The organism is Intestinimonas sp. MSJ-38 (assembly GCF_018917925.1).
Classification (GTDB): Bacteria; Bacillota; Clostridia; order Oscillospirales; family Butyricicoccaceae; genus Pseudobutyricicoccus.
This window is the reverse complement of the sequence record NZ_JAHLPO010000010.1, coordinates 1-16,477: the sequence shown is the minus strand read 5'-3', so window position 1 is coordinate 16,477 and position 16,477 is coordinate 1. Positions and strand designations below refer to the sequence as shown.

Annotated in this window: 11 protein-coding genes; 5 read left to right on the top strand and 6 right to left on the bottom strand. The window is 51.5% G+C overall.

Annotated features, from left to right (window positions below):
- The first annotated feature begins 102 nt into the window (after window positions 1–102).
- Complete coding sequence (locus KQI26_RS07695; protein WP_216503965.1) at window positions 103–2,964, top strand: EAL domain-containing protein; 2,862 nt, start codon at window positions 103–105, stop codon at window positions 2,962–2,964.
- A gap of 104 nt (window positions 2,965–3,068) precedes the next feature.
- Here KQI26_RS07695 and KQI26_RS07690 read toward each other — a convergent pair whose 3' ends face one another.
- The 3 genes from KQI26_RS07690 to KQI26_RS07680 all read right to left on the bottom strand — a co-directional run bounded on the left by KQI26_RS07690 (window position 3,069) and on the right by KQI26_RS07680 (window position 7,612).
- Window positions 3,069–5,360: an EAL domain-containing protein gene (locus KQI26_RS07690; RefSeq protein ID WP_216503964.1), complete on the bottom strand. Its 2,292-nt coding sequence runs from the start codon at window positions 5,358–5,360 to the stop codon at window positions 3,069–3,071.
- 265 nt (window positions 5,361–5,625) lie between these two features.
- A complete protein-coding gene (locus KQI26_RS07685; protein ID WP_216503963.1) occupies window positions 5,626–6,978 on the bottom strand; it encodes a S41 family peptidase in 1,353 nt (450 codons plus the stop codon).
- A gap of 238 nt (window positions 6,979–7,216) precedes the next feature.
- Complete coding sequence (locus KQI26_RS07680; protein WP_118426220.1) at window positions 7,217–7,612, bottom strand: BlaI/MecI/CopY family transcriptional regulator; 396 nt, start codon at window positions 7,610–7,612, stop codon at window positions 7,217–7,219.
- A 287-nt stretch (window positions 7,613–7,899) separates the two neighbouring features.
- On the opposite strand from KQI26_RS07680, the gene typA reads away from it, so the two are divergent.
- Window positions 7,900–9,717 carry a translational GTPase TypA gene (gene typA / locus KQI26_RS07675; protein ID WP_216503962.1) on the top strand — a complete coding sequence of 606 codons (1,818 nt, stop codon included), beginning with the start codon at window positions 7,900–7,902 and terminating at the stop codon, window positions 9,715–9,717.
- A 54-nt stretch (window positions 9,718–9,771) separates the two neighbouring features.
- Here typA and KQI26_RS07670 read toward each other — a convergent pair whose 3' ends face one another.
- Both KQI26_RS07670 and KQI26_RS07665 read right to left on the bottom strand, forming a co-directional pair.
- The gene (locus tag KQI26_RS07670; protein ID WP_216503961.1) at window positions 9,772–10,302 is read right to left on the bottom strand and encodes a GNAT family N-acetyltransferase; all 531 of its coding nucleotides are present in this window, start codon (window positions 10,300–10,302) and stop codon (window positions 9,772–9,774) included.
- Between the two features lie 144 nt (window positions 10,303–10,446).
- A complete protein-coding gene (locus tag KQI26_RS07665) occupies window positions 10,447–12,729 on the bottom strand; it encodes a vitamin B12-dependent ribonucleotide reductase (protein WP_216503960.1) in 2,283 nt (760 codons plus the stop codon).
- A gap of 622 nt (window positions 12,730–13,351) precedes the next feature.
- Here KQI26_RS07665 and KQI26_RS07660 point away from each other — a divergent pair.
- The 3 genes from KQI26_RS07660 to KQI26_RS07650 all read left to right on the top strand — a co-directional run bounded on the left by KQI26_RS07660 (window position 13,352) and on the right by KQI26_RS07650 (window position 16,199).
- Complete coding sequence (locus KQI26_RS07660) at window positions 13,352–14,272, top strand: hypothetical protein (protein WP_216503959.1); 921 nt, start codon at window positions 13,352–13,354, stop codon at window positions 14,270–14,272.
- Window positions 14,273–14,583: 311 nt separating this feature from the next.
- Window positions 14,584–14,940, top strand: a complete 357-nt coding sequence (locus KQI26_RS07655; protein ID WP_216503958.1) for a BlaI/MecI/CopY family transcriptional regulator — start codon at window positions 14,584–14,586, stop codon at window positions 14,938–14,940.
- Between the two features lie 8 nt (window positions 14,941–14,948).
- Window positions 14,949–16,199, top strand: coding sequence for a M56 family metallopeptidase (locus KQI26_RS07650; RefSeq protein ID WP_253292744.1), 1,251 nt, complete (start codon window positions 14,949–14,951; stop codon window positions 16,197–16,199).
- Window positions 16,200–16,273: 74 nt separating this feature from the next.
- Here KQI26_RS07650 and KQI26_RS07645 read toward each other — a convergent pair.
- A partial coding sequence (locus KQI26_RS07645; RefSeq protein ID WP_216503868.1) for an IS3 family transposase occupies window positions 16,274–16,477 on the bottom strand: 204 nt, incomplete at its 5' end.

The following is a 16,477-nucleotide window of genomic DNA, read 5'->3' as shown; positions in this document are numbered from 1 at the left end:
CCATAGGAATAGAAAATGTTTCACCGTGATTGGGCAAATGGGGGTTTGCGCGACTTCGCAGCCATCCTGGCCCACGGCCTGACAGATAGAGAGATGTGGCCTATGAAGTATATGAAGAATTTTACAGCTGCGCTGGTTCTCTGTGCCATTTTGTTTTGTGATTTAATGTCCATTCATGCACGGGAGGCATCGCAAAAAGTTGTCCGGGTGGGTTTTCCCATTCATCCCGGTATGTCCTATATCGATGAAAACGGGAACTATGCTGGCTATATGGTGGACTATCTCAACCAGTTGACCTTGTTTACCGACTGGAAAATTGAATATGTGCAGGTGGAAGGAGACCTGAACACCCAGCTTTCCACTCTACTCCAGATGCTGCAAAACGGCGAGATTGACATGATGGGCACTATGAACCGTACCGCAGCTTTGGAAGAAATGTATCTGTATCCCAATTACAGCTACGGCTCCACCCACACGGTGCTGGCCGTGCGAGATGATTCCAGCTACATTTCAGAAGATTTTTCCCAATGGGATGGCATGACTGTAGCTTCCTACCCCGGCCTGTCCGCCCGAATGAAGCAATTGGAGCAATACGCTCAAATCAACGGCTTCACCTATCAGGTGGTCAACTATGACACATACGATCAGGTCATCGATGCAGTCTTTAACGGTGAAGCGGATGCCGCACCCCAAGCAGACATTTCTCTTCCCGGAGGCTGGAGAAGCATCGGCCGTTTTTCTCCTTCGCCCTATTATTTCGCCCTTGCTCCGGGGCGCCAGGATCTGCTCCCTGAGCTCAACAATGCTTTGGAGATCATCACCACATCCTACAAAAATTTGCAGGATGAATTGTTTGAGCGCCATTTCCTGGATATGGATTTTTTCCGCCTCTCGAAAGAGGAGGAGGAATACATTCAATCCCTTGGTTCTCTGCGGGTGTTGTTTTTCACCGGAAATGCTCCATTCCAATATATACATGACGATCAGCTGATCGGTTTTGCAGTGGAGTATTTCAGCGGCTTTGCCGAAAGCGTGGGTCTGCAATATCAGGCGGTGGTGGCAGACGATCTGGAAGATGCCGTCGAATTGGTGCAAAATGGCCAGGTGGATCTGATCGCCTGCATTGCAACCGATTCTCCTCTGGCCTACGAAGGCGACATCCGTCTGTCCCTTCCCTATTTCAACAGCTATGATATCCTCACATATTCGGAAGAGCATGATGCAACGGATCAGTGCTCGCTGAACGCTGGCATGAACGCCGAAGAAGCCTTGGAGGACATCCTGTCCGATAATTGTTCCGCCTGGATCGATGGCTATTCTTTGAACTATTACCTGCGCAAAAAAGCGGTCTATGACCACATCGTGACAGACTGGGCCGATACCAAGGATTTCTCTTATGCAGTGGCCGTGACAAACACCATCCCCAATGCCAATATGATGGTGTCCCTTTTGAATCAGTATGCCAGCTTCATTCCCGATGAGGATATTCAGGCCCGTTTGTCCACCTATCTTTTGGATCGGGTGGAATATACGCCCACAGAATGGCTGCTGGCCAACCGGGCCGCCATTGTGGTGACCGTTGTCAGTCTTCTCTTTGTCATTGTAGGTTTCCTGTTTTACAATTACCGTAAAAAAATGGAATACAAAAACCTGGTCAATGAAAACAAACTGCTTCACCTTTCCATTTATGACGAATTGACCGGCGCCTACAACCGTGGCTATTTCTATAAGCTTATGGAACAAAAGGCAAAGCAATCGGAATCTGGTGCCCTTGTGGCTTTGAATGTACGCAACTTCAAGTATGTCAACGACACCTATGGTATGCAGCGGGCCGACCAGCTCCTTTGTAAAATCAAGGAGATTCTGGATGCCGATCTGCGGGAGAAAGAGCTGCTTTGCCGCCCCTCCGCGGACTGCTTCTATCTTTTCATTCTGGAAAGCCAACCGCTGGACATCCAGCGCCGCATCAACAGTCTGCAAGCCCATCTCAAGATCATGGCGGAAGAGTTCCTGGATGGTTACCGGATCTCCTTTTATTGCGGCGCCGTTTCTTCCACCACTTCTCCCGATGTGACCAACATCCAATCCAATCTGAACAGCCTGATGGTGGCCTTGTCCCATGCCCGTCAGACGGGAGATTCCACCGTGTGCATCTATGACAAAGAAATGCACAAAGAGGAACAGCTGCGCCAATATATCGAAGCCAATATGATCCGCGCTCTGGAAGAAAACGAATACCAGGTGTATCTGCAGCCCAAAATGAATCTGCGCACCGGAAAAATCGACAGCGCGGAAGCTCTGGTACGGTGGCAGACAAAAGAACGGGGCCTGCTCTTCCCCAATCAGTTTATCCCCCTGTTTGAGCAAAATGGTTTCTGCAAACAGCTGGATCTGTATATGTTGGAAAAAGTGTGCCAGCTGCTGCGCAGCTGGATGGATCATGGAATTGCTCCCATCACCATTTCCATCAATCAGACCAAATCCCTGTTCGTCAGCGACGATTATGTGGAAAAACTGCTGGAAATCACCTCCCGCTATGAGGTTTCCCCCCAGTATATCGTACTGGAGATTCTGGAAGGCCTGGCCTTTGAAAACCTGGCCCAGCTCAATGATACCATTTCCCTTCTGAATCGGGCCGGGTTCCGTGTATCCATGGATGACTTCGGCTCTGGTTACTCCTCTTTGAACACCTTGGGCAAGCTCCATGTGGATCAGATCAAGCTGGATCGTATGTTCCTGATGGATCTGCGAAGAGAACAGAGAAGTTCTCAATACGAAGTGATGTCTCTGATCTTTGCATTGGCCAAAAAGTTGGGGACGGAGACGGTGACCGAAGGCGTGGAAACAAAAGAAGACGAAGATCTGATTTTGTCCATGGGCTGTGATTATGGCCAAGGCTACTGTTACAGCAAACCCATCCCAGCGGATGATTTCCTCACCGCTTTTCTGAAAAACAACAAATAACATAAAAAAGTGGGCGTTTTGAAAACGCCCACTTTTTATTATTTTGGGGTATCGATATCAGAGAACGGTATGTTCTTTCCCCATCCATCCCGACATAGCGAATTTTACAGCGAAACCGGCCCTGTTTCGGCCTCCAAAAAGGATTTGGTAAACTCTTCTGCGGAAATGGGCTTACTGTAATAATAACCCTGCCCATAATCGCAATGCATCTCCTGCATCATTTGTACATGATCGGCGGTTTCGATCCCTTCGGCCACAGTGGAAATCTTTAGCCGTTTTGCCGCTTCGATCACCACTTCCAGGATCTTACGATTGTTCTCTGTGCTGTGGTCGGCCTGAAGCAGGAAGGAGCGATCCAGCTTCAGTTCATCAATGGGAAGCTGGCTGAGCGTGGTGAGAGAAGCATAGCCGCTTCCAAAGTCGTCCATAGACACCCGGAAGCCATGATCGTGCAGCTGCCGGATCTTCTGGGACACCTGCTCCGGATTTTCCAGCGCAAGGCCTTCCAGAATCTCCAGCACGATGAAACTGCTGGCCACATCATAGCGCTGGGCAATGGCACAGATACGCTCCACATAGTTCTCTTCATAAAAGAGCAGTTTGGTCTGGTTCACTGAAATAGGCACGGGCGAAAGCCCGGCATCCATCCAGGAACGGATCTGTTTGCAGGCCTGTTCCACCATATAATAGTCCAGCTGAATGCAAAATCCATTGCGCTCAAAAACGGGAATGAACTGATCAGGGAAAATGATCTGTTTCCCTCCCAAAATCCAGCGCACCAGCGCCTCGGCCCCGCTGAGCTTTCCGCTCTGCAGATCCATTTTAGGCTGAAGATACATCTGGAATTCTCCGTTCTGAAGAGCTGCTTCCATATGGTTTTCAATATAATTTTGCATTTTTTCTTTTTCGTGGATGCTGGCATCATAAAAAGCAATATTGGCCCGCTGCGTCTGCTTTGCGTTGCTGAGCGCCAGCATGACATGGCTCATCAGCTCTTCATTGGGGCTTTTGCTGACACAGTCCACAGTGGAAGCACAGCCACAATAAAAAACAATGGGATAATTGGAGGGAATGCTTGGGCTGCAATGACAGGCCTCTTCACAGATGCACTCCAATCGCTGACTCACTGCCTCCTGATCCAATGTTTTCAAGGCCAGCACAAAGGTATCCGCCGTATCACGGCAGAAAAATTCTCCCGCCTCCATATGACTTTTCAAAACATTGCAGATATCTTTCAACAGCTGATTGGAACGATCCGGACTAAACAGCTCGTTAATGTACTTGAACTTGCGGATATTGATGGCGGCCGCAGTATATTCCATATTCTTCTTACGACTTCGGTCCAAAAGCTGAAAAAATTTGTGCCGGTTATAGGCTCCGGTCAGCCTGTCATGGTACGCACTTTGACGGAGCCGGATATGATAGCGGCGGTTCATCAAAAGCGCCGCCATCACAAACAGCAGAGAAGTACCTGCAAACAACACTCCAATCATGCGAGCATTGTATACCATGCCTGAAACGGCATCGCTGATCCCCTGGTCGGTATCCACAATAACGATATTATCCGAATACGCATCCATGGCCATGACGCAGGCATAAAAAGTCAGGCCATTCATTTCAAATTTGAAAAATTGGGTGTCATCTGTCAACAAGGCCTGGGCAAATTGGTCCCGTAGGTCGTCATTCAAATCATCTGACTCTTCCAGCTCATAAAACCCCTCTGTTTGATAGGTTCTTGTGGAAGCCAGTATTTTTCCATCTTCGCTGAGCACGGCCGCTGCGCCGACATCACTGACCGAGCCGACGGAGGACAAAATATTCGAATAGGACTCTGTACTCACCGAGCAGGCCAGAACACCGCTGATTTTCCCACCAGTCAATATGGGTGTAGCATAGCCCAGGGTGTTATATCCCAGCACAGGATCATAAAAAGCCTGGGAACAATAGGATTTCCCCTCCATAGCATGCTGGATAATGTACTGCATCTCTTCCGTCTCATCTTCCAGTTGAAGGGGAACCAGCTGTCCTTGGGGATTCAGCTGCACACTCTCTCCATTCAGAGGAAAGTAACACAATCGGACAAAATCCGCCGCCTTGCCCGCATCCCAAAGATTCCACAAAAGATATTTCGTCCCCTGGGGAGTGATATCTTGTATAGTGGCATCGGCCAGCATGCAGGCCATCGCCCGAAGAGTCTGCAAATCGGCATTCATTTTAAAAACAAAGGACTTATTGTATTGCACCGCTCGTTCTGCCAATCGGCCCTGTATGGATTCCTCATACAAATTTGTCACCGACTGAAACAAATAGTGGGAGACGCCTCCAATCAACAAAAAAACCACAATAAAAACGACGGCCAGTTTTTTGAGATTGGATTGAATCTTCTGTTCATCCATCAAAATACCTTCTCCAAGGGATCGATCACCCGGTCTATACTGGAAAGCTCCCTGCTTACCGGCTAATATAGTTAAAATCAATATTTTAGAAAAAATCAATTCCTATTTTATAATTTTTCTCCGGAGTGTCAAGGCTATTTGCTCTTTTTTCCATTTTCTCTTAAAAATATACACATCAGAGTGACCCGGCCAATGGCCGGGCCACTCTTCTCTCATAAATATTCCAAATGTTCACTAAAGCAGGAAAACCTGTTTCTTGTTTATTTTATTTTTGCAGCTTTTTGATCTCTTTCAAGCATCGCTGCATAGCGGTCTCACCGGACTCGATTTCAATATCCGGAGTGGTTCCATTTGTATCATTAGAAGCACCATCTTCATTGATGAAATAAAAGGGATGAAAGCGGAACAACATACCGCAGTGGGGCATGGCGGCATCCACATTAACAGGAGAAGCCATCCATCCGCCACCACCACCGGTGGCTGTACCCACCAAAGTGCAGAAGGGATTTCCTTTTGCAAAAAGCACCAGATCTTCGGCAGAGGAAGCATTGGCCTTGTCTGTCAAAATCCAAATTCGGCCCTCAAACCGACTGCCATCGGGATTTTCCTCTTGGGAATAATCATCAGTCACCGTTTTTATGGCAATACCGGCACACGAGGAACGAATGGCAGGGTCCAACTGAGGAAATTCTTCCGGTGTTATTTCTGAAAACTCTCGCAATTCAACCTCCCGATCATTTTCCGGCCAGCCATCCCACATCTGCTGGTTAACCTCGCCAGATTTGTAGGCGGCTATTACCTCGTGGGTAAAGGTTTTCCCCGCCCATAAAGGGGCAAATCCATCGGCCCACACAGCACCATTACCACCACCATTGCCTGTGATGTCAATGATAAAATTCTGAGCGTCCATATTTTCCAAACAGAAATTTTGAAGGCTCTCGATTACTTGTTCAAGGGACTCTTCGCCATAAAAGAGAAAAGTTTTCACTGTAGCGATAGCAGTGTCTCCTTCTCGTGAGAAAAGAATATTTGATGCATAATCGCTATCTTCTTCCACAGTCTCCGTCTCCTGCACCTGCTCTAGTTCTTCCTCTACGCCTGGAAGGGAATCAGCCCAGTTATAAAACGCCTGTACCAATGGTGCAGAAAACAGCTCTTTTTGTGTGTCGCTCTCCCAAGTACCTCCATCCAGATACCGATGATAAACAATCGAATCTACGATCTGGATATGGGCGAAATTCTGAAACTTCCCACTCAACTCTTCCATAATGCGAAAAAAGGTTTCTCCCTCTCCATCTGGTATTGCTTCCACTCTTGCCCGAAACTTCTCTTTCAGCTGTTGCAAATCCACATGCCTGGCCTGCTGGATATTTTCCAACGGAGCACAGTTTTCCTCTAGAGTAGTCCAGAAAAAGTCGTAATCCTCCAGCATCATGGCGTTGGTGTAAGTCGACGGGTCAAAGGACTCCACCGGCTCCAGGGGAGTTTCCTCTTCCTGTTGCTCCTCCTGCTTTTCCGGCGCTGTGTCCTCCTTGGGGACCGGGTCACTCTTCTGGCAGGCCGAAAGCAGAAGCAGCACGGCCAGCAGCAAACTCCAAACTCTTTTTCTCTGATTCATCCCGATTCCTCCTTCGATGCATTTTTCCATTTTTTAAAACATTTTTGTATAATAAATATTTAAACTAATTTCCAATATTGTATCATACTCTTGAAATATTGAATATGGACAGAATATGAGAAATATTTCCTATAATTCTATGGAAAAAGACAAAACAAAAGCCTCGCCGCAGACATACCTGCAGCGAGGCTTGCTTACAATATGGGAAATGACAACTTACACGCAGCAAACGGAACGGTTACTTATTTTTGGTACGCCGATCCCGCAGCATTTTTTCCAGATCCCGCAGGGTTTCATCATCCACATTGCTGTCATCCAACAATGCGCTGAAAATACACCGCATGGCCTGTCCCTGGGACTTTTTATAGGAGGACATGGACTTGATCTGCTGCGCTGCATACTGGGACTCGCTGAGAGCCGGTGCATAGGTCCGGCCATAATGGCTGCCCATCTTCTCAAATCCGGCCACTTCCACAGCGCCCTTTTCCAGCATGCTGTTGAGCAGAATATGAATAGAACTGTCTTTCCAGCTCTTTTCCTTGGAATTCTCCAGAATTTCTGTCCGGGACAGGGGATGATCCGCTTCCCACAAAACGGTCATAATTTCCATTTCACTTTTGGTCAATCTCATCATTTTTGTCTCATCCTTTTTCTATCCCTATTTTGTACAGCTATCTTACTATTTAATATAACCTCTCAAAGCAAAAGTGTCAATCATTATTGTTCAATAATATTTTCTATTACTGAATTCCTCTTTCCTCGGAAAAGATTTCACAGCTTATTCCGGATATTTCAGAGAATTTTTTTTTGAAAAAAGGGATGCAAATATCCGGGAGCTGTGATATAATTATTTGTCAAAATGGCGCGGATGACATTCTCCGCCCTTTCTGTGATTTTATTCTCTTTTGAGGAGTGACATACTTGCTGAGAAACGATTTGCGCAACATCGCCATTATCGCCCATGTCGACCACGGCAAAACCACCCTGGTGGACGAAATGCTCAAACAGGGAGGCGCTTTCCGTGAAAACCAGGCCGTGCAGGACCGGGTGATGGACAACAATGCCATCGAACGGGAGCGTGGTATCACCATCCTGGCCAAGAACACCTCTGTCCACTATAAGGATGTAAAGATCAACATCATCGACACCCCCGGCCACGCCGACTTCGGCGGCGAAGTGGAACGGGTGCTGAAAATGGTGGACGGCGTCCTTTTGCTGGTAGACGCCTTTGAAGGCCCCATGCCCCAGACCCGTTTTGTCTTGCAGAAAGCGCTGGAACTGGGCCACAAGATCATCGTTGTGGTCAACAAAGTAGACCGCCCCGACGCCCGTCCTCTGGAAGTGGTGGACGAAGTGCTGGAGCTTCTGCTGGATCTGGACGCCACCGAAGAGCAGATCGAATCCCCCGTCATCTTCTGCTCCGGCCGTCAGGGTACTGCTTCCCTGGCCCCCGACGATGCCGGCAGCGATCTGGTGCCCCTGTTTGAAACCATCCTGAGCCACATCGATGCCCCGGAATATGTGGAAGGTCCCACCAAGGTGCTGGTCTCCTCCATCGACTACAACGACTATGTGGGCCGTATTGCCATCGGCCGCATCGAGCGTGGCCAGCTGCGCCAGAACCAGGAAGTGGCTGTAGTGGATTACCACAATCCCGATGTGTCCTACAAAGCCAAAATCGTCTCCATGTACCAGTTTGAAGGCTTGCAGCGGGTACCTGTGGCCCAGGCCACCGGCGGAGACATTGTGGCCTTCTCTGGCATCGCCGGCATCAACATCGGTAACACCGTGTGTGACACCTCTGCCGTGGAGGCCGTCTCTTTTGTAAAGATCTCCGAGCCCACTGTGGAAATGGTCTTCTCGGTGAACGACAGCCCCTTTGCCGGCCGGGAAGGAAAATTCGTCACCTCCCGCCAGATCCGCGACCGCTTGATGCGGGAACTGCTGCGTGATGTGTCCCTGCGGGTGGAAGAAACCGACAGCGCCGATGCTTTCCGCGTGCTGGGCCGGGGCGAAATGCACCTGTCCATCCTGGTGGAAAACATGCGCCGGGAAGGCTATGAGCTCCAGGTAGGCCCCCCGCGGGTGCTCTACAAGACCATCGACGGGGTCAAGTGCGAACCCATCGAAGAGCTGGTCATCGACATTCCCGAGGATGCTCTGGGCTCTGTCATGGAAAAAATGGGCTCCCGTAAAGCGGAAATGACCCATATGACTCCCCAGGGCAGCCGGGTACGGCTGGAGTTCCTGATTCCCTCCCGTGGCCTCTTCGGTTATCGCAGTGAATTCCTCACCGACACCCGGGGCGAAGGCATCATGAACACCATCTTCCACGGCTACGAGCCTTACAAGGGTGATATCGCCCGTCGGAATACCGGCTCCCTTATCGCCTTTGAAACCGGCGAAGCGGTGACCTATGGCCTTTACAATGCCCAGGAACGGGGTACTCTGTTCATCACCCCCGGCACCCCGGTTTATGCCGGCATGGTGGTGGGATACTCTCCCAAATCCCAGGACCTGGATGTGAATGTGTGCAAAAAGAAGCATGTGACCAACATGCGGGCCTCGGGCAGCGACGAAGCCCTGCGCCTGACTCCCCCCACCGTTCTCAGTCTGGACGCCAGCCTGGAATTCCTCAGCGATGACGAGCTTTTGGAGGTCACCCCCAAAAACCTGCGCATCCGCAAGCGAGAACTGGATCGGGCCCAGCGTCTCCGGGCCGCCAGCAAAAACAAATAGCAAACCAAAATCAAAATGCCGCAGGAAATTCCCTGCGGCATTTTTTCTTTTCCTCTATTCTTTCCAGTCTTGCCGGATCATGGCATAAAGGCACACATCCCGGAAATTTTTTCCTTCCCGGTGGTAGTGGCGCAGCACTCCTTCTTTCATCAGCCCGGCCTTTTCCATGGCCCGGCAAGCCCGGGCATTATCCGAAAGGGCGTAGGCTTCGGCCCGCTCCAGTTTGAGCATGGCAAAGGCCAGGTGCAAAAGAGCCTGGGTGATCTCGGCGGCGTAGCCCTCCCCCCAGTACTCCGGCAGCAGATTGCATCCCAACCGACAGCGGCTACAGTCCTTCTCCACTTGCAGAATTCCCGCTTCCCCAATGTAAGTGCCATCCTTCAGGCACAGGGCCCGGTAGCCCACATCGCTGGAGATCTGATGGGAGATCAGGTCTCCCAGGAGCTTGGAGGCCTCTCCCTTTTGGGAAATGGCTTTTTCCTGACTTTGTTCCCACGCCTGCGCCTGGGAATGCAGGCCGAAATAGGCGTCCAGATCTTCCGGACGGTAGTCCCGCAGAAGCAAGCGGGCCGTTTGAATCTTCATGGTGTTCCCTCCATCCGCCGTAGGGCGGTTTTTTCTCATTTTCACTCGCTTGGCAAAAGGACCGGGGAAGATCTTCCCCGGTCCTTTTAGTTTACCACTTTTTCATACAGTGTGAATAGCTAAATTGTAAATAAGGCAAAAGAATCAACCGCACTTGGAATAGCCGCACTGACGGCAGATGACGCAGCCGCCTTCATGCACCACCGGTGTGCCGCATTCAGGGCAGAACCGCATCCCGGCAATGGAATGATCCATTTCCTTTTCCTGGGCTCCCTGGTTCAGTTCCCGCTCCATTTCCTGCACGGCCGAGGGCATCTGGCCCCCATTCTGGCTGCGCATCACCTTTTCAATGGCCCGGGCGATGGCATCGGGGCAAGAAGTCACCTTCATCCCCGGCTGGCGGATGGTGGACGGACAGCGGATGCCCTTCAGCTGTCCGATGATGGTCTGCACATCGATGCCGCTGCGCAGGGCGATGGACACCAGGCGTGCGGTGGCTTCCGACTGGCTGGGGCAGCCGCCATGACGCCCGGTGTTGGTAAAGACCTCACAGATGCCGTTTTCGTCGTAATTTACCGTCACATACAGATTGCCGCAGCCGATCTTCACCTTTTCGGTGATGCCCATGGTCACCGCCGGACGGGGCCGGGGCTCCAGACGGTTCTGCTGCTGAGCCGGGCTGGGCGCGGCCTGGGGTGCTTCATCGCTTTTGGCTTCCTTGCTCACCTTGCCGATGTTGAGCACCTGGGAGCCGCGGCTGCCGTCCCGATAGATGGTGACACCCTTGCAGCCCAGCTCATAGGCCAGCCGGTAAACCTTATCCACATCCTCCCTGGTGGCCGAATGGGGGAAGTTCACCGTCTTGGACACGGCGTTGTCGGTATGCTTCTGGAATGCGGCCTGCATCCGGATGTGCCACTGGGGCGACACATCGTGGGCACAGACAAACACATCCTTGATGTCCTGAGGGATCTCCTCAATGTGCTGCAAAGAGCCCTGGGCAATGACTTTTTTCATCAGCTCGTCACTGTAAAGGCCCCGCTCCTCCAAGCGGCGACGGAGCAGAGGATTGACCTCGATCAGCTCATCTCCGTCCATCACATTACGGATGAAGGCAAAAGCGAACACCGGCTCCACCCCGCCGGAAACACCGGCGATAATGGACAGGGTGCCGGTGGGAGCGATGGTGGTGACAGTGGCGTTGCGGATGGGAGTTTCGTCTTTGTAGATGCTCTCTCCAAAGAGGGGGAAGGCCCCTCTGGTTTCGGCCAGGCGGCGGCTCTGTTCCTTGGCCCGCCGCTGGATAAAGCCCATGATCTGCTGGCCGATCTCCACGCCCTCCTGGGAGTTATAAGGCACGCCCAGCAGCATAAGCAAATCGGCAAAGGCCATGACTCCCAGACCCACTTTCCGGGTGAGCTTTGTCACCCGGTCGATCTCCGGGATGGGGTATTTGTTCACATCGATTACATTGTCCAAAAAGTGGACGGCAGTGTCCACTGTCTGTCCCAGCTTGTCCCAGTCGATCTCCTTTTTCTTTTCGCCCTTGACCATCTGGGCCAGGTTGATGGAACCCAGGTTGCAGGATTCGTAAGGCAGCAGGGGCTGTTCGCCGCAGGGGTTTGTGGACTCGATGCGACCCTGAGAGGGCACCACATTGTCCCGGTTGAGCCGGTCGATAAAGACGATACCCGGCTCGCCGTTGCGCCAGGCAGCATCCACGATCTTGTCATAGACTTCCCGGGCATTCAGACGGCCCACTTCCTGCTTTGTGCGGGGATCGATGAGGGGATAGTCCTCCCCGGCCAGCACGGCCTGCATAAAGCCCTCGGTGATGGCCACGGAAATATTGAAGTTATTGATTTCGTTGTTATCGCTTTTGCAGGAGATAAAATCCAGAATATCGGGATGGTCCACCTGGAGGATGCCCATATTGGCTCCCCGGCGGGTACCGCCCTGCTTCACCGCTTCGGTAGCGGTGTTGAACACCTTCATAAAGCTGATGGGGCCGGAAGCCACACCGCCGGTGGAATTGACCACGCTGCCCCGGGGACGCAGACGGGAGAAGGAAAAGCCTGTGCCGCCGCCGGATTTGTGAATGAGGGCGGCCTGCTTCACCGCTTCAAAAATTTCCTCCATGCTGTCGCCCACCGGCAGAACAAAGCAGGCCGAAAGCTGACCCAGCTCCCGCCCGGCGTTCATCAGGGTGGGAGAATTGGGCAAAAAGCGAAGGTCTGTCATGGTGTCGTAAAATTCCTGAGCCGTTTTCTCCACATCGGCCTGGGGATCATAATTCCGATCGGCCTGAGCGATGGCACTGGCCACCCGCTGGAACAGTTGGGGCACCGTTTCCAGCGCTTTGCCCTGGGCATCCCGGATCAAATAGCGTTTTTCCAACACCGTTCTGGCGTTTTCCGTAATATTCATGCTCTTTTCTCTCCTCCTGCCGCAGCCCCCAAGAGCCCGGCGTTTCCTGTAAATTGTATGTTCTCTCTTTAAAACCCGCTATATATTGTATCTTTCCCATCTTCCCCTGTCAATCGCAATTCTTGGGAAGCGGGGATTTTGTCCACACTGACGAAAAAGAGCATCTCTGTTTTTCTTCTCCTATCTTAACTGCCCATTTCCCGATTTGTCGTACTAATTGTTCCCTCACTGCATAGAATGGTCTATGGAACCGCTGCAGCCTGTGCACATTTACGATTTTTTTACAATTTCGTTGTTGCAAATGCACAAACTTTCTCTATACTGTATTTGTAATAAGGAAGAAAGGAGGAGCATATGAAAAACACCACAAATGCCATCAAGGCCGTTTCCGTGGGCGATCTGGACGATTTCATTTTCGGTGGGGAAACCCCCTATGTGAGTCAGAAATAGCCTGGGCCTTTCCGGCGGTCATCCACTGCTTCGGCAGTTTTATCATAGCGGCAGCTGCGGGCTGCTGCGTTTTTTGTTTTTAGGGCAGGAAGCATCCTGCCCTGTTTTTTTGTTTGCTTTTTGCCGGAAAAAACGGTATTCTGTTACTATCTGATGAAAAGGGGGAAAAACCGTGAGCACTTATCGAGAGCGTATGGAAGCTTATGCCCATCATGCGGCTCTCCTGGCTTCCCAGGACAACACCCCCACTCTGTGCCAGGCCGCCCGCTGGATCAAAGAGGCGGATAAAATCGTAGTGGGCGGGGCCGCCGGTCTTTCGGCTGCCGGTGGGATGGACTATATGAGCCATGAAACCTTGGAGCAGGTCTTTCCCCAGCTTTCAAAAAAAAGGTATGACCATTTTTGGAAAGCCCTGTGGGACCCGGAGCGCACGCAGGAACAGAAATGGGCCATGTTGGCCGCCGAAGCCCTGTGGGCCCGGTTTGACTACCCGGTGATCTCCGCCTATACCCATCTGCTCCGCATCCTCCAAAACAAGGATTATTTTGTCCTCACCAGCAACATCGATGGCCAGTTCATCAAAGCGGGTTTTGATCCCCAGCGGGTCTTTGAACCCCAAGGTTCCATCGCCCTTTTGCAGTGCTCCCGCCCCTGCTGCGATATGTTGTGGGACGGAGAACCTTTTTACCGGCAAATCGCCCGGGACATCGATCCCGTTTCCTTCTCCTGCCCCACAGAGGACATCCCCCACTGCCCCCACTGCGGCGCTCCCCTGGTGCAGAATCTGCGGGGACCGGACTGCTTTATCCCCCGGGAGACCATGAAGAACAGACAGCCCTTTGAGGATTTTATGAAAGAGGCCGAACACTCCTCCACCCTGTTTCTGGAGCTGGGGGTGGGTTTCAACTCCCCTGGCCTGATCCGTCACTATTTCCAGCGCCTCACCTGGCTATGGCCAAACGCCCGGCTGATCCGCTTCAACCGGGACTACCCCTCCACTCCCAAAAAGCTGGGAGAGCGGGCCTTGCCGGTGGGCGGCGATCTGAAAGAAAACCTACTGAAACTGGACCGCTTTTGCCAGGAAGAGCTATAACGAAAAAACACTCCACAACCGGGGTGTTTTTTGTGTCGAAAAAGTGGCAAAGGCCACTTTGCCGAGTTTTTGCAAGGGGCTGCATGCACGCCTTTGGCGTACACTGGCCCCTTGAGACATGTAAAAACCGACGCACAGGCCGCCGGTTTTTACGAATTGATAAACCAAGGGCCAACAGATCCTTTTCGCCATATAGGCTTCCAACCGTTTAAATCACCCCAAAAATCGGGGTGATTTTTCTTGACATTTTGGTTTAATGATGTTAAACTTAAGATGTGGTTTAAAGTTATTAGACCGAAGGAGGTGATCCCATGGAACGGAAACTGGGTGTGATGGAAGAGCGGCTGGCCCAGCTGATCTGGGACCATGCCCCACTGCCCTCCGGCCAGCTGGTAACTCTGTGCAGCGATGCTTTTCAGTGGAAAAAATCCACCACTTACACCATGCTGCGCCGCTTGTGCCAGCAGGGCCTTTTTGAAAACCTGGACGGGCAGGTGCGTCCCCTGATGAGCCGGAAGGACTTTCTGGCTTTGCAAAGCCAGGATTTTGTGAAAGAGACCTTTGGCGGCTCCCTGCCTCATTTTCTCGCCGCCTTTACTTCCCGCACAAAATTGAGTTCTGAGGAAATCGAAAGTCTGGAACAGATGATTCGCCAATGGAAGGAGTAAACACCGTGATGAAAACTCTCTTTTTGATCCTGAGTCAAGGATGGCTGGAGATCGCTGTGGCCGTGGGCCTTGTGCTTCTGCTGCGGCTTTGTCTCCGCCCCTTCCCCAAGTATCTCACCTGCCTTTTGTGGCTGGGTGTGCTGTTTCGCCTTCTCTGCCCCTTTTCTCTGCCAAAGGCCGCCAGTCCCCTTCCGGCCATTCCTGCACCGGTGATACCGCTGTCCTCGGCCCTCACCGGTTCCCCTCAGCCTGCGCCAGCGGCCGGATCTTTCGACTGGCTGGGCCTTCTGTCCTTGCTCTGGTTGGCCGGATTGGCTTTTTTCCTTCTGAAAGGGCTGATTTCTCTTCTTTCTCTGAAAAAGCGGCTAAAAGGAGCCCAAAAGCTATGTGACAACATCTATGTTTCCTCCCGCATTCCCACGCCCTTTGTCTTTGGGATTTTCCGGCCTGCAATCCTTCTCCCGGCCCACACACCGGAAACCATGCGTCCTTTTGTCATCGCTCACGAAAAAAGCCACATCGCCCGGCTGGATCATGTGTTTAAATCTTTATTCTATCTGGCCGCTTGCATTTATTGGTTCCATCCCCTGGTGTGGGTCGCCTTTTTCCTCTTTGCCCAGGATATGGAGATGGCCTGCGATGAAAAAACCATCCGCTCGTTTTCTCCGGAAGAGAAAAAGGACTATTCTTTTTCCCTGCTGGCACTGTCGGCACCGGGCCAGGCCGTATTTTCCCCTGCATTCGGACAGGTCAGCCCCCAAAAGCGCATCCGTCGGGTGCTCTCTTTCCGCAAACCCGCTGCCTGGATTCTGACTCTTCTGACGGCAGGCATCTTGATCCTGTGCTTGTTTTTCCTCTTTAGTCCCCGGTCTTCCCCTTCTGCCCAGGCCGAAGACGGCCGGTATCTGGCCTTCCTGTCCCAACCAGATCCTGCCGCTTCCTCCCTCACTTTGGACAAGGCCCAATGGATCACCGATACCGACACCCAGGAAATGGAGAAAGCCGGGATCACTCCGGAAGATATGCCTGGCGGGTTTTATCTCCACAATCCGGAAACCCAATGGGAAAGCGTTTCGGTGAGTCCCCAGGTGACCTGTACTTACCTGGACCCGGATGGCAATTTTGAAAACCGGGAATGTAAGGATTTTTCCCAATTTTCCCAATTATTTGAAAGCCAGGATTATTTCCAGGCAAGTCCCTACTGGATCACCGTCCAGCAAGGTTCTGTCACGCAGATTCAGCAGCAATATGTACCCTGAGCCAAACAAAAGAACGCTCCAGGCCGCATGAAGTGACCCCAAAAAGTTAGACAATATTCTGAAGTAAAAATTGTTCAAGCAGCCGAAAGGGCTTGCTGTCTGTGAATTGCAGGCGGCAAGCCCTTTAGCTTTGCCTTAATCCTGCGGTTGTTGTAGTAGTCCAGATACTCAATGAGCTCCTGTTTGAAGTGCTCCATGGACTGAAATTCCTGCAGATACAATAGCTCACTTTTGAGCAGCCCAAAGAAGTTTTCTATCACAGCATTGTCCAGACAGTT